This window comes from Caulobacter sp. SSI4214 (assembly GCF_012184455.1).
Classification (GTDB): Bacteria; Pseudomonadota; Alphaproteobacteria; order Caulobacterales; family Caulobacteraceae; genus Caulobacter; species Caulobacter vibrioides_E.
The window spans coordinates 1-13,554 of record NZ_SZWJ01000102.1; the positions used below are offsets into that span (position 1 = coordinate 1).

Here is a 13,554-nt window from a genome sequence, read left to right on the forward strand (position 1 = left end):
GGCCAGGCGCTGTTGGCGGCGCGCGCGGACGGCGCGGTCGTGCGCCTGTTCAAGCGGGTCGGCGAGCCCGTCGCGGCCGGCCAGACCCTGGCGCTGATCGAAAGCCGCGAGGCCGGAACGATCGCCGCCGACCGCGCGAGCGCGAGCGCCAAGGTCACCGCCGCCCGCCAAGCCTTCGCCCGCGAGAAGCGTCTGTTCGAGGCCAAGATCACCGCCCGCCAGGACTACGAGGCCGCCCAGGCCGAGCTGTCCATCGCCGAGGCCGAGCTGCGCCGGGCCACCTCCGCCGCCGGCGCCGCCGGCGTCACGGCAAATGGCCGCCAGATCGCCGTCACCAGCCCCATCAGCGGCCGGGTCACGGCCGCGCCGGCCACCCTGGGCGCGTTCGTCACGGCCGGGACCGAGCTCTTCCGCATCGCCGACCCGCGCCGACTCGAAGTCCAGGCCTCGATCCCCGGCCAGGACGCCGCGCGCATCGCGCCGGGCGACCGGGCGCAGCTGGAGACGACGAGCGGCGAGACCCTGCCGGCCGTGGTCCGAGCGATCACCCCTGGTCTGGACGCCGAGAGCCGGGCCGCCACCGCCGTGCTGACGCTTGGCGGCGGCGCGGCGCGCCTACAACCGGGCCAGAGCCTGCGCGTGCGCATCGTCGGCAAGGGCGACGCGGTGGCCGGGCGGATTGTCGTCCCCGAGGCGGCGATCCAGTCCGTCGATGGCCAGCCGGTCGTCTTCGTGCGGACCAAGACCGGCTTTGCGCCGCGCGCCGTGGTCGTCGGCTCGCGCGGCGGCGGTCAGGCCGAGCTGCTTGAAGGGCTCAAGCCCGGCGAGGAAATCGCCGGGGAAGGCGCCTTCGTCCTGAAGGCCGAACTCGCCAAGGGCGAAGCCGAGCACGAGGACTGAGCCATGATCAGCCGCGTTCTCGACCTTTCGGTCCGCTTCCGCTGGGCGGTCCTCGCCCTGACGCTTCTGGTCGCCATCATCGGCGCCGTCAACCTCGTCCGGCTGCCGATCGACGCGGTGCCCGACATCACCAACAAGCAGGTGCAGATCAACACCCTGGCGCCGGCCCTGGCCCCCGCCGAGGTCGAAAAGCTCGTCACCTTCCCGATCGAGACCGCCATGGCCGGCATCCCCGGCCTGGAGACCACCCGCTCGATCTCCCGCAACGGCTTTAGCCAGGTCACCATCGTCTTCACCGAGAAGACCGACCTCTACTTCCTGCGCCAGCAGGTCGCCGAACGCCTGACCGCCGCGCGCGAGAGCCTGCCGGCCGGGGTCGAGCCCAGCATGGGACCGATCTCGTCGGGCTTGGGCGAGGTCCTGATGTGGACCGTGGAGTTCAAGCACCCCCAAGGGCGCGGCGCGGGCCGCAAGGACGGCGCGCCCGGCTGGCAGACCGACGGGTCCTACCTGACCCCGGCGGGTGAACGCCTCTCCGACACCCAAGGCCTGGCGGCCTATCTGCACGAGGTCCAGGATTGGATCGTCGATCCGCAGATGCGGGCCGTGGCCGGCGTCGCCGGCATCGACTCCATCGGCGGCTACGAGAAGGAATATGTCGTCGAGCCCGATCCGGCCCGGATGATCGCCTACGGCGTGTCGTTCGCCGACCTGGGCCAAGCCTTGGAAAAGGCCAATGTCGCGGTCGGGGCCAACTTCCTGGAACGCGGCGGCGAGGCCTATCTCGTTCGCACCGACGCCCGGCTCAAGCGGATCGACGAGATCCAGGACGCGGTGATCGCCACCCGCGCGGCCACGGGCGTGCGCATCCGCGACGTCGCCAAGGTCCGGGTCGGCGGCATGCCGCGCCTGGGCGCGGCCTCCGAGAACGGTGAGGAGGTGGTGGTCGGCACGGCCCTGATGCGGATCGGCGAAAACAGCCGCACCGTCGCCAAGGCCTCGGCCCAGCGCCTGGGCCAGATCGGCGCGGCCCTGCCGGCCGACATCCAGGTCAAGGTCGTCTATGACCGCTCCAACCTGGTCAACGCCGCCATCCGCACGGTCGAGAAGAACCTGGCCGAGGGCGCGCTGCTGGTCGTGGTGGTGCTGTTCCTGCTGCTCGGAAACTTCCGGGCGGCCCTGATCGCGGCCCTGATCATCCCGCTGTCGATGCTGGTCACCGCCATCGGCATGAACCGGCTGGGGGTGTCAGGCAATCTGATGAGCCTGGGCGCGCTCGACTTTGGCCTGATCGTCGATGGGGCGGTGATCATCGTCGAAAACAGCCTGCGACGGCTCTCCCATCGCCAGGCGGTCGAGGGGCGGATCCTGACGCTGGCCGAGCGCCTGGCCGAAACCCGCGACGCGGCCCGCGAGATGATCAAGCCCAGCGTCTATGGCCAGGCCATCATCCTGCTGGTCTACGCGCCGCTGCTGACCTTCACGGGCGTGGAGGGCAAGACCTTCACGCCCATGGCCATCACCGTGATGCTGGCCCTGGCGGCGGCCTTCGTGCTGTCGCTGACCTTCGTGCCGGCCATGATCGCTCTGCTGATCCGCGGGCGCGTCGCCGAAAAGGAGGTCGTGGCCATCCGCTGGACCAAGACCCGCTACGAGCCGCTGTTGCGGTCAGTCGTCGCGCGGCCCTGGCCGGTGATCGGCGCGGCCGTCGTGCTCTTCGCCCTGGCGGCGGCGACCTTCGGGTTCCTGGGCCGGGAGTTCACGCCCAAGCTCGACGAGAAGGACGTCCTGGTCCAGTCGCTGCGCATCCCCTCGACCTCCTTGGAGCAGTCCCTGGCGATGCAAAAACGCGTCGAGCGCACCATCGCCACCTTCCCCGAAGTGGCGTTCGTGTTCTCCAAGACCGGCACCGCCGAGGTCGCCGCCGATCCCATGCCGCCCGGCATCTCGGACGGCTTCGTGATCCTCAAGCCGCGCAAGGATTGGCCAGATCCGAGCGAGACCAAGGCCGAACTTGTCGAGCGCATGGAGAAGAAGCTCTCGCGCCTGACCGGCAATGCTTACGAGATCACCCAGCCGATCGAGATGCGCTTCAACGAACTGATCGCCGGGGTGCGCGGCGATGTCGCCGTCAAGATCTATGGCGACGACCTGGAGGCGATGTCGGCCACCGCCCGCAAGGTGGCGGCGGTCCTGCAGAGCGTGCCCGGCGCGGCCGACGTCAAGGTCGAGCAGACCTCGGGCTTTCCGACCCTGGACGTCACCATCGACCGCCAGGCCGTCGGCCAGCTTGGCCTGACAGTCGAAGAGGTCACCGACACCCTGTCGACGGCCATGGCCGGTCGTCGCTCGGGCCTGGTGTTCCAGGGCGACCGACGCTTCGACATCGTCGTGCGCATGCCCGACGCCACCCGCCACGACCTGGACGCCATCGGCGCCTTGCCGGTGATGCTGCCTGAACGGCCCGGCGCCCAGCGCCTGTCCGTGCCTCTGCGCGAGGTGGCGCGCTTTGCCTTTTCCGAAGGCCTCAACCAGGTCAGCCGCGAGAACGGCAAACGGCGCATCGTGGTCCACGCCAATGTCCGGGGCAGCGATCTGGGCTCGTTCGTCGCCAAGGCCCAGGCCAAGGTCGCCGCCGAGGTCGTCGTGCCGCCGGGCAGCTGGGTGGAGTGGGGCGGGCAGTTCGAGAACCTCAAGGCCGCCCAGGCGCGCCTGGCCATCGTCGTGCCGCTGTGTTTCGCCCTGATCTTCGCCTTGCTGTACTTGGCCTTGGGCGGCTGGGCCCCGGCCGCGGCGGTGTTCTCGGCCATTCCCCTGGCCCTGGCCGGCGGGGTCTTCGCCCTGGCCGCGCGCGGCATGCCGTTCTCGATCTCGGCCGCCGTGGGCTTCATCGCCCTGTCAGGCGTGGCGGTGCTCAACGGCCTGGTGATGATGACGGCCATTCGCCAGCGGCTCGACGACGGGGTCGTGATCGACGCGGCCATCATCGACGGCGCGCTGGAGCGGCTTCGTCCGGTGATGATGACCGGCCTGGTCGCCTCGCTGGGCTTCCTGCCTATGGCCCTGGCGACCGAGACCGGCGCGGAGGTCCAGCGACCGCTGGCCACCGTGGTGATCGGCGGGCTGGTGACGGCGACCCTGCTGACCCTGTTCGTGCTTCCGGCCATCTGCCGTCTGGTCTTCAGGCCGCGCCCGGCGGCTTGATCGCGCGGGCTCCGGCGCGGTTTTCCGCGCCGGAGCCCGGCTTGCGCAATTTTCCGCTTGATCCTCCAGTGGCTAGAGGATGCATGAAGCTTCATCGTGGCGGCTTTGCCGGCCCCGCGCTCCCCATCCTGTCGCCCGAACCGTCTCCAGCCTGCCGACCGCCACGCCCCCGGAGTGATAATGACTACTGTTCTTAACGCCGTGGGCCGAACCCTTGCCGGACTGACGATCGCGATCCTGGTCCTGGCGGGCGGGACGACCGTGGCGACGGCCCAGGAGGCCTCCTCGTCGCAGACCGCCTGGCGATTGCTCGACTACCTGTCGGTCGACTACGCCGGGGCGGTGAAGGACGGCAAGGTCATCAGCCCGCCCGAATATGCCGAGATGAACGAGTTCGCCGGCCAGGTGCGCGAACGCATCGCCGGCCTTCCCGCCACCAAGGCCCAGCCGGACCTGCTGGCCAAGGCCGAAAGTCTGCAGGCCACGATCGCCGCCAAGCAGGAACCAGCCGTGGTCTCGGCCAAGGCCCACGCCCTGGCCAATGATCTGCTGGCCGCCTATCCCACGCCCCTGGCGCCCAAGCGCGCCCCGGACCTGGCGCGCGGCGCGGCGCTCTATGCCGAAAACTGCGCGGCCTGCCATGGCGCGACCGGCAAGGCCGATGGGCCCAACGCGGCGGGCCTGGATCCGCCGCCGATCGCCTTCGCCAATGCCGAGCGCGCCCGCCAGCGTAGCGTCTTTGGCCTCTATCAGGTGATCCAGCAGGGCCTGGATGGCACCGCCATGGCCAGCTACGCCCACCTGCCGTCCGATGACCGCTGGGACCTGGCCTTTTATGTCGGGCGCTTTGCCTTCAGCGACGCCGAAGCCGCCGCCGGCGAAAAGCTCTGGAACGAGGACGCCGCGGTGCGCGCGCGCTTCCCCGATCTGCAGACCCTCACCCAGACCACCCCGGCCGCCCTGGCGACCGCCGTGGGCGAGACCAAGGCCCGGGCCCTGACCGCCTATCTGCGCCGCCATCCCGAGGTCGTCACCCGGACCGGCGGGGGCTCGCTCGATGTCGCGCGCCAGAAGCTGGCCGCCAGCCTCAAGGCCTACGAGGCCGGCGACCGCAAGGGCGCCGCCGACCTGGCCCTGGCCGCCTATCTCGACGGCTTCGAGCCCGTCGAACCGACGCTGGGCGCGCGTGATCCGGCCCTGATGCGGCGGATCGAAGGGGCGATGGGCGATGTGCGCGGGGCGATCGGCAAGGCCGCGCCGGCCAGCGAGGTCCGCGCCCAGATCGAACGGCTCGACGCCCTGTTCGCCGCCGCCGGCCGCGCCCTGGCGCCGGAGAAGGCCAGGAAGCTGTCCAACTTCCTCGGCGCCTTCACCATCCTGCTGCGCGAGGGCCTGGAGGCCTTGCTGATCGTAGTCGCCATGATCGCCTTCCTGCGCAAGGCCGAGCGCACCGACGTCCTGCCTTACGTCCACGGGGGCTGGATCGCGGCCCTGGCGGCCGGCGGCCTGACCTGGGCGGCGGCGACCTTCTTCATCTCGATCAGCGGGGCCAGTCGCGAGCTGACCGAGGGCTTCGGCTCGGTGATCGCCGCGGCGGTGCTGATCTCGGTGGGCCTGTGGATGCACGGCAAGGCCCAGGCCGACGCCTGGCAGGTCTATATTCGCGAGAAACTGTCCCATGCCCTGTCCAAGCAATCGGCCTGGTTCCTGTTCCTGCTGGCCTTCATCGTCGTCTATCGCGAGGTGTTCGAGACCATCCTCTTCCTGACCGCGCTGTGGACCCAGGGCGGGGCGGGGGCGGTTCTGGCCGGGGTCAGCTGCGCCGTCGTCGTCCTGGCCGCCATCGCCTGGGCCATGCTGCGGTTTTCCAAGCGCCTGCCGATCGGCAAGTTCTTCGAGTACAGCGCGTTGTTGATGGCGATCCTGGCGGTCGTCCTGGCCGGCAAGGGCGTGGCGGCCCTGCAAGAGGCCGGTCTCCTCGACCTGCATCCGCTGGCCCTGCCACGTGTCGAACTGCTCGGCTTCTTCCCAACGGTTGAAGGCATCGCCGCCCAGGCCGTGACCATCGCTATCCTTGTCGGCGGCTTCTTCTGGAACCAGACCAGTCGTCGCGACGATACGGAGAAGACCGCCTAGCGCGCCGACATCATCCGCAGCACGCGCTGCTTCCCGCCTGGATCGGTGGGCAAGCAACGTCGCCGTAGGAACAGTAGACGCAGCAGTCGCCTGGCTTGGGCTTGAGCACGGCGCCGCAGCCTTGGCAGTCGTAGAAGTACTGGCAGGCGTCCGTGGGCATGGTGTCGGTCGCCTGGTGGCCGCACTGCGGGCAGGTCAGGGTGGAGATCGGTTCAATCCGCATCTTGTTCATCCTCGCGCGTTCCGGATCAGAGCCAGGGCCCAAGGCTCGATGATGGGTTGCCAGAGCAGCGCGGCAGCCACCAGGGCGGTGGCTACGGCCAGCAGGCTGATCCCAAGGCGTGACGGAACGGCGCAGGCGCTGTCGATCCGGCATGCCCGCGTTCGACGCCATGTCACGATCCAGCCGGCGCAAACGACGCCGAGCGCAAGGATCGTCAACCAGGCGCGCTGACCCGCGATCCAGCCCAGACCACCCAGGCCCAAGCCCGCGAGCGCCAGGGACATCGGCAGGATGCAACAGGCGGCCCAGGCGAACACAGCACCGGCCGCCGCGGCTAGCGCCGCCCAAGTCAGAGTCGTTTGGGCCGGGCGGTCTTTTCTCCCGCCGCGCGGCGTTTCAAGGCCGTCTTGCGCCGTCATCCTGTCACCTCCTGGTTCGATGCCGACACAAATGCCATCTGTAGCCGCTACAGACTCAAGCTCTAATCGAGGGCGCCATGACCCATCACGCGATTCAGATCGGCGAACTCTCCCGCCGAACCGGCTGCAACATCGAGACGATCCGTTACTACGAGCGGATCGGCCTGATTTCCGCGCCCCCGCGGCGGGGGCGCTATCGGAGTTATGGCGTCCAGGACGTGGGGCGATTGAGCTTCGTGCGCAGGGCGAGGGAACTGGGGTTCAAATTGGATGAGGTACGCGCCCTTCTGAACCTTGCCGCCGACGGACAGGCCGCGTGCGCCGAGGTTCGCGACCTGGCCGCGGCGCACCTGGACGATGTGCGGTCGCGGATCGCCGACCTTCAGCGGATGGAGCAGGTCCTGGCCGCGTCCGTGAAGGCTTGCGACATGGGGCGCGATCCAGGCTGCCCGCTGATCCAGACCCTGAGCGCGTAGGACGAAATGGCGGGCTGAAGTGCGGCCCGACTGATGGCGAAGTCTTGAGTTTCGCGGCGTGTCGGGTTGGCGCGGAATCTGGGTCCGCGCCGACCCGCGGGGCGACTATTGTCTGTGGATCGCGGTCACCTCGCCCGCGCCGTCGTGGAGCTTCAGGTCGAAGGCGACGTGGTCGCCGACCGCGACGCCGTCCAGCAGGGCCGGGGCGATCTTGAAGCCCATGGTCATGGCCGGCCAGCCGGCTTCCGGGATGGCCTGGTGGTCGAGGGTGATCGTGCCGGCGGCCTTGTCGATCGCCTTCACCACGCCAACGCCCTTGGCCATCTTGTCGGCCGGGGCCATGTCCATGCCGGCCATGGCGTTGGCGTTGGCGTTGGCGTTGGCGGGCGCGGGCGCGGCGGCCGAGGCGGGCCCCGCCGGAGCGGCGGGCGCCTCGGTCTTGCGGCCGCAGGCGGCCAGGCTGGTCGTCGCCAACAGGGCGGCGAGCGTCAGGGACAGGGTCTTCATTGGGTGTTCTCCTAGGTTGAGGGGGACGTGGAAAGGACGGTTCGGACCTGACGGCGGCGCAGCAGCAGGTAGCCGGCCGGGATCACGAACATCGACAGCAGCGGCGCGGTGAGCATGCCGCCGATCATCGGGGCGGCGATGCGGCTCATCACCTCGGAGCCCGCGCCATGGCCCCAGAGGATCGGGGCGAGGCCCGCCAGGATCACCGCCACGGTCATGGCCTTAGGCCGCACCCGCAGCAGAGCGCCTTCGCGCACGGCGGCTTCGATCTCGGTTGTTGTGGGATCGGGGCCCAGGGCCTCCATGGCGTGCTTGAGATAGATCAGCATCACCACCCCGAACTCGGCCGAGACCCCGGCCAGGGCGATGAACCCGACGCCCGTTGCCACCGACTGGTGGAAGCCGGCCAGATAGAGCGTCCAGATCCCGCCGGTCAGGGCGAAGGGCAGCGTCGCCATGATCAGTCCCGCCTCGTCGAAGCGACGGAAGATCACGTAGAGCAGGACGAAGATGATCAGCAGGGTGGCCGGCACGACGATCTTCAGCCGGTCGGCGGCCCGCTGCAGATATTCGAACTGCCCCGAATAGGAGAGGCTGACGCCGGGCGACAGCCGCACCTTCTGGCTCACGGCCTGGCGAAGATCGCCGACGACCGAGGCCAGGTCGCGGCCGCGCACGTCGACATAGACCCAGGTGGTCGGCCGGCCGTTCTCGCTCTTGAGCATCGGCGGTCCGTCGGCGATCTCGACCTGCGCCACCGTGCCCAGGGTGATCTGGGCGCCGCCCGGGGTGAGGATCGGCAAGGCTCGCAGGCCTTCCAGGCTGCCCCGCAGCTCGCGCGGATAGCGGACGCTGATCGGATAGCGTGCCAGGCCCTCGACCGTCTGGCCGATGGTCTCGCCGCCGATCGCGCCCGATACGATGGACTGGACGTCGTCGATGTTGAGCCCGAACCGCGCGGCGGCGGCGCGGTCGATGCGGACATCGACATAGCGTCCGCCGGTCAAGCGCTCGGCCAGGGCCGAGCTGACGCCCGGCACGCTCTTGGCCACGCCCTCGACCTCGCGGGCGATGCGGTCGAGTTCGGCCAGGTTGGCCCCCGAGACCTTGACCCCGATCGGGCTCTTGATGCCGGTGGCCAGCATGTCGATGCGGTTGCGGATCGGCGGGACCCAGACATTGGTCAGGCCGGGTACGCGAACGCGCTGGTCGAGTTCGGCCACCAGCTTGTCGGGCGTCATGCCGGGCCGCCACTGGTCGCGCGGCTTGAAGCGGATCGTCGTCTCGAACATCTCCAGCGGGGCCGGATCGGTGGCGCTTTCGGCCCGGCCGGCCTTGCCGAACACGCTGTCGACCTCCGGCACGGTCTTGATCATCCGGTCGGTCTGCTGGAGGAGCTGCCCGGCCTTGGCGGCCGATAGTCCTGGCAAAGCGGAGGGCATGTAGAGCAGGTCGCCCTCGTCCATGTTGGGCATGAACTCGCCGCCGAGATGGGCCAGCGGCCAGGCCGTAGTTGCGAAGGCCAGCAGGGCGACCAGCAGGGTGGTCTTGGGACGGCGCATGACCCTGTCGAGGAGCGGACGATAGGCCGCCGTCAGGACGCGGTTGATCGGATTGGACGCTTCGTCGGGGATACGCCCACGGATCAGGTAGCCCATCAGCACCGGGATCAAGGTCACTGACAGGATGGCCGCCGCCGCCATGGCGTAGGTCTTGGTGAAGGCCAGGGGGCGGAAGAGCCGGCCTTCCTGGGCCTGAAGGGTGAAGACCGGGATGAACGACAGGGTGATGATCAGGAGGCTGAAGAACAGCGCCGGCCCGACCTCGGCCGCCGCCTCGGTGATCACCGCCCAGCGGGTCTCGCCGGCCAGGGTCTCGCCCGGATGCTCGTGGGCCCAGCGCTCCAGCTTCTTGTGGGCGTTCTCGATCATCACCACGGCCGCGTCGACCATAGCCCCGATGGCGATGGCGATGCCGCCCAGCGACATGATGTTGGCGTCGACGCCCTGGCTCTTCATGACCAGGAAGGCGGCCAGCACGCCCAGCGGCAGCGAGATGATCGCCACGAGGGCCGAACGCAGGTGACCCAGGAACAGGGCGCAGACCAGCGCGACGACCAGGAACTCCTCCAGCAGCTTGCCGGTCAGGTTGTGGACCGCGCGGTCGATCAGGCCCGAGCGGTCATAGGTCGTGACGACCTCGACGCCGGGCGGCAGGCTCTTCTTCAGCTCGGCCAGCTTGGCCTTCACCGCCGCGATGGTCGTGCGGGCGTTTTCGCCCGAGCGCAGGATCACCACCCCGCCGGCGACCTCGCCCTGGCCGTTGAGTTCGGCGATGCCGCGCCGCATCTCCGGGCCGACCTGGATCGTGGCCACGTCGCCGAGGCGCACGGGCACACCGCCGGCCGCCGTCCTGAGCGGCACAGCCTGGAAGTCTTCGAGGGTCTTCAGATAGCCAGTGGCGCGGACCATGTACTCGGCCTCGCCCAGCTCCAGCACCGAGCCGCCGGCCTCGGCATTGGCGCCCTTCAAGGCGGCGACGACCTGTTGGTGGGTGACGCCGAAGCTGGCCAGCTTCAGCGGATCCAGCACGACCTGGTACTGACGCACCATGCCGCCGATCGCCGAGACCTCGGCCACGCCCGGCAGGGTCTTGAGCTCATAACGCAGGAACCAGTCCTGGATCGACCGCAGCTGGCTGAGGTCGTGGCCGCCGGTTTTGTCGACCAGGGCGTACTCATAGACCCAGCCGACCCCGGTGGCGTCGGGCCCCAGGGCCGGGCGGGCGCTTTCGGGCAGGCGGCCTTGGACCTGGTTGAGGTATTCCAGGACCCGCGAGCGGGCCCAGTAGAGGTCGGTCTTGTCGTCGAAGATCACGTAGACGAAGCTGTCGCCGAAGAACGAGTAGCCGCGGACGGTCTTGGCGCCGGGCACCGACAGCATGGTGGTGGCCAAGGGATAGGTGACCTGGTTCTCGACCAGCTGCGGGGCTTGGCCCGGATAGCTGGTGCGGATGATTACCTGGGTGTCGGAGAGGTCGGGCAAGGCGTCGATCGAGGTCGACCGCACGGCCAGGCCGCCGGCCACGATCAGCGCCAGGGCGCCCAGCAGCACGAAGAAGCGGCTCTTGACCGACCAGCGGATCAGGGCGGCGATCATGCGCCACCGCCGATCTTGGCGATGCGCCGGACGGTCGGGTCGGCCGGCGGCGGATCGAAGGCGAAGCGGACCTGGTCGCCGACCTTCAGGCCCTTCAACAACATCGGATCGGCGCGGAAGGTCATGGTCATGGCCGGCCAGCCGATGGCGGGCACGGGGCCGTGGGACAGGGTGACGCTGTCCTGGGTCACCTGCTCGACGCGGCCAGTGGTCTCGGCCAGGGCCGGCTTGGCCGGGACCATGGGCTTGGCCATGGTCATGTCGCTCGGCGAGGTCGAAAGACCCGCGGCCGGAAGCGGCTGAACCTGCAAGCCTGCCAAGCTGGCCTCGGAGTCGATCAGGAACTGGCCCGAGGCGATGACCCGCTGGCCCGAAGACAGTCCGGCCAGGATCTCCGTCCGGCCGCCAGCCTCGCGGCCTGTTCGGACCTCGACGGCTTTGAACCGACCGCCATCGGCGGCCAGCATCACCACGTTGCGGGTCCCGGTGCGGATCACCGCCTCGGACGGGACCAGCAGAGCCGTGCGGGCCGCTGCATCGAAGGCGATGGTGGCGAACATGCCGGGCTTGAGGCGGCCGTCGCGGTTGGCCAGTTCGATCCGCGCCTGCAAGGTGCGGCTATCGCCCTGGGCCTGCGGGAGCACGGCCTGGACCGTCCCGCGCAGGGTCTCGCCCGGAGAGGCCGCCAGGGTGACGCCGACGCCCTGGCCAGGACGCAACTGGCCGGCTTGCGCCTCGGGCACGGCGGCCGTGACCCAGACCTTCGAGAGGCCGTTGATCTCGGCCAGGGTCTGGCCCAAGGCCACGGTCATGCCCGCCCGCACGTCGAGCTTGGAGATCACCCCGCCCAAGGGCGCGGTGACGGTGATCGTCGTGCGTGGCCGACCGTCGCGGTCGAGACCGGCGACGACGCCGTCGGGCATACCCAAGAGGCGCAGGCGTTGGCGGGCGGCGGCGGTCAGGGCCGCGTCGCCGGTGCGCCGGACGGCGAGGTATTCGGCCTGCGCGCCGCCCCATTCGGGAACCAGCAGATCGGCAAGCGGCGCGCCGGCGGCGATCACGTCGCCGGGCGCGCGGCCATAGACCCGCTGCACGAACCCGCCGCTGCGGGCTTGGACCACGGCGACGTCGCGTTGGTTGAAGTCGACGATCCCGGTGGCGGTCAAGCCGCTGGAAAGCGCGCCTTCCTCCACGGTCGCCAGCCGGAAGCCCAGGTTCTGTGCGACCGACGGATCGATGCGCACGCCCGCCGCCGAACCGCCTGTCTCGGCTTCGCCGGCGTATTTGGGCACCAGCTGCATGTCCATGAACGGCGACTTGCCCGGCTTGTCGAAGTGCTGGGCCGGGACCATCGGGTCGTACCAGTAGAGGACCTTGCGGTCGTCGGCCGAGGGCCGCGACATCGCCGGCTTGGCGGTCAGGCGGGCCAGGCCGTAGCCACCGGCTCCAGCCAGGACGACCAGGGCGGCGGCGCCCGCGAGCAGCGCCTTCATCGAGGGGGACGGGGTCATTGGTCGTTTCCGTAGGTCAGGGTCAGGCGGGCGGCGTCGAGCGCAACGGCGGCCTCGCGATCGAGGGTGGTGAGCTGGGCGTCGGCCAGGCCGGAGAACGCGGTCAGCACATCGGGCAGACTGGCCGTGCCGGCGCCATAGGCGGCGGTCTCCAGCTGGGCCTTTTGCTTGGCCAGCGGCAGCAGCGTGTCGCGGGCCCGCAGCCATTGCTCGTGGTGCATGACGTGGTCGGCCAGATCGGCTTCGAGCTGAGCGGCCAGCGCCCGGCGCGTGTCCTCACGCTGGGCGTCTGCGCGGCCGGCGCTGGCGGCGCGCGCCGCGATCATCGGGTCCTGGCGGCTCTTGCCCCATAGCGGCAGGCTGATGCTGACCCCCGCCGAGACCATGTCGCCGAACATCGGGTCGCGGCGTTGATAGGCCACCTCCCAGCTCCAGTCGGGGCGCTTGTCGGCCTTGGCCAGGGCGACATCGGCCTGGGCCTGACGGGCGGCGGCGTCTTTCGCCAGCACGGCGGGATTGCGATCGATCGCCGCCCTCAGATTGGCGGGGGCGAGATCGAGGTCGGGCGCTTCGCCGACCGCTTGCGGATCGGCGTCGCCCGTCCAGCGGGCCAGCATGGCGCGGGCGCGGCCCAGTTCGGAGACCGCTTCGCTGCGACGGTCCTCCAGGGCGGCGCGCATCTGCGCCGCTTCCAGCGCCTGGGCGGGCCGCGAACGTCCCGAGGTGACGCCGGACGGCGCGGCGCTCCATAGCGGGGCAAGCTGGGCGACCACCCCCTCAAGGGCGGCTAGCTTGCGCTGGGCGTAGAGCAGCTGGATCCAGGCGAGCGCGGTGGCGACCCGGACCTGGCGGGCCTCGACCGCGCCCTCGGCCCCGGCCGCGACGATGTCGGCCTCGGCCCGACCGATCCGGGCCTGGCGCTTGGCGGCGCTGGGCATGTCCTGGCTGAAGCCGACCCGGCCCATGGTCATGTCGTCGGCGCCAAACCGCCCCGCCGGCGGACCCGAGACCGGGAAGTTG

10 protein-coding genes are annotated in these 13,554 nt (G+C 70.1%); 4 read left to right on the forward strand and 6 right to left on the reverse strand.

The genetic code is table 11. From position 1 onward, the window contains the following. The 3 genes from FCU40_RS19960 to FCU40_RS19970 form a co-directional block, all read left to right on the forward strand. The coding region (locus FCU40_RS19960) for an efflux RND transporter periplasmic adaptor subunit (protein WP_168077316.1) at positions 1–900 on the forward strand (900 nt) is incomplete at its 5' end. A gap of 3 nt (positions 901–903) precedes the next feature. After that, positions 904–4,104 carry a CusA/CzcA family heavy metal efflux RND transporter gene (locus tag FCU40_RS19965; protein WP_168077317.1) on the forward strand — a complete coding sequence of 1,067 codons (3,201 nt, stop codon included), beginning with the start codon at positions 904–906 and terminating at the stop codon, positions 4,102–4,104. 180 nt (positions 4,105–4,284) lie between these two features. Then, positions 4,285–6,240: a cytochrome c/FTR1 family iron permease gene (locus FCU40_RS19970; protein ID WP_168077318.1), complete on the forward strand. Its 1,956-nt coding sequence runs from the start codon at positions 4,285–4,287 to the stop codon at positions 6,238–6,240. Positions 6,241–6,250: 10 nt separating this feature from the next. Here the strand turns inward: FCU40_RS19970 and FCU40_RS19975 are convergent, their stop codons facing one another. Together FCU40_RS19975 and FCU40_RS19980 are read right to left on the reverse strand one after the other, a co-directional pair. Further along, positions 6,251–6,472, reverse strand: a complete 222-nt coding sequence (locus tag FCU40_RS19975; RefSeq protein WP_168077325.1) for a GDCCVxC domain-containing (seleno)protein — start codon at positions 6,470–6,472, stop codon at positions 6,251–6,253. Beyond that, on the reverse strand, positions 6,469–6,882 hold the full coding sequence (locus FCU40_RS19980; protein WP_241693663.1) for an MFS transporter permease: 414 nt from the start codon (positions 6,880–6,882) through the stop codon (positions 6,469–6,471). Before FCU40_RS19980 ends, FCU40_RS19975 begins: the two co-directional genes overlap by 4 nt. Before the next feature lie 77 nt (positions 6,883–6,959). Here FCU40_RS19980 and FCU40_RS19985 point away from each other — a divergent pair, with 77 nt between their 5' ends. After that, positions 6,960–7,358: a helix-turn-helix domain-containing protein gene (locus FCU40_RS19985; RefSeq protein WP_168077320.1), complete on the forward strand. Its 399-nt coding sequence runs from the start codon at positions 6,960–6,962 to the stop codon at positions 7,356–7,358. Positions 7,359–7,463: 105 nt separating this feature from the next. On the opposite strand, the gene FCU40_RS19990 is transcribed toward FCU40_RS19985, so the two are convergent. The 4 genes from FCU40_RS19990 to FCU40_RS20005 all read right to left on the reverse strand — a co-directional run. Beyond that, a complete protein-coding gene (locus FCU40_RS19990) occupies positions 7,464–7,865 on the reverse strand; it encodes a copper-binding protein (RefSeq protein WP_168077321.1) in 402 nt (133 codons plus the stop codon). Between the two features lie 11 nt (positions 7,866–7,876). Next, the gene (locus tag FCU40_RS19995) at positions 7,877–11,023 is read right to left on the reverse strand and encodes an efflux RND transporter permease subunit (RefSeq protein ID WP_168077322.1); all 3,147 of its coding nucleotides are present in this window, start codon (positions 11,021–11,023) and stop codon (positions 7,877–7,879) included. Continuing rightward, on the reverse strand, positions 11,020–12,534 hold the full coding sequence (locus tag FCU40_RS20000) for an efflux RND transporter periplasmic adaptor subunit (protein WP_168077323.1): 1,515 nt from the start codon (positions 12,532–12,534) through the stop codon (positions 11,020–11,022). The genes FCU40_RS19995 and FCU40_RS20000 overlap by 4 nt, the downstream gene beginning before the upstream one ends. Then, positions 12,531–13,554, reverse strand: a 1,024-nt coding sequence (locus FCU40_RS20005) for a TolC family protein (protein ID WP_168077324.1), incomplete at its 5' end; no start/stop codon positions are given. The genes FCU40_RS20005 and FCU40_RS20000, both read right to left, overlap by 4 nt.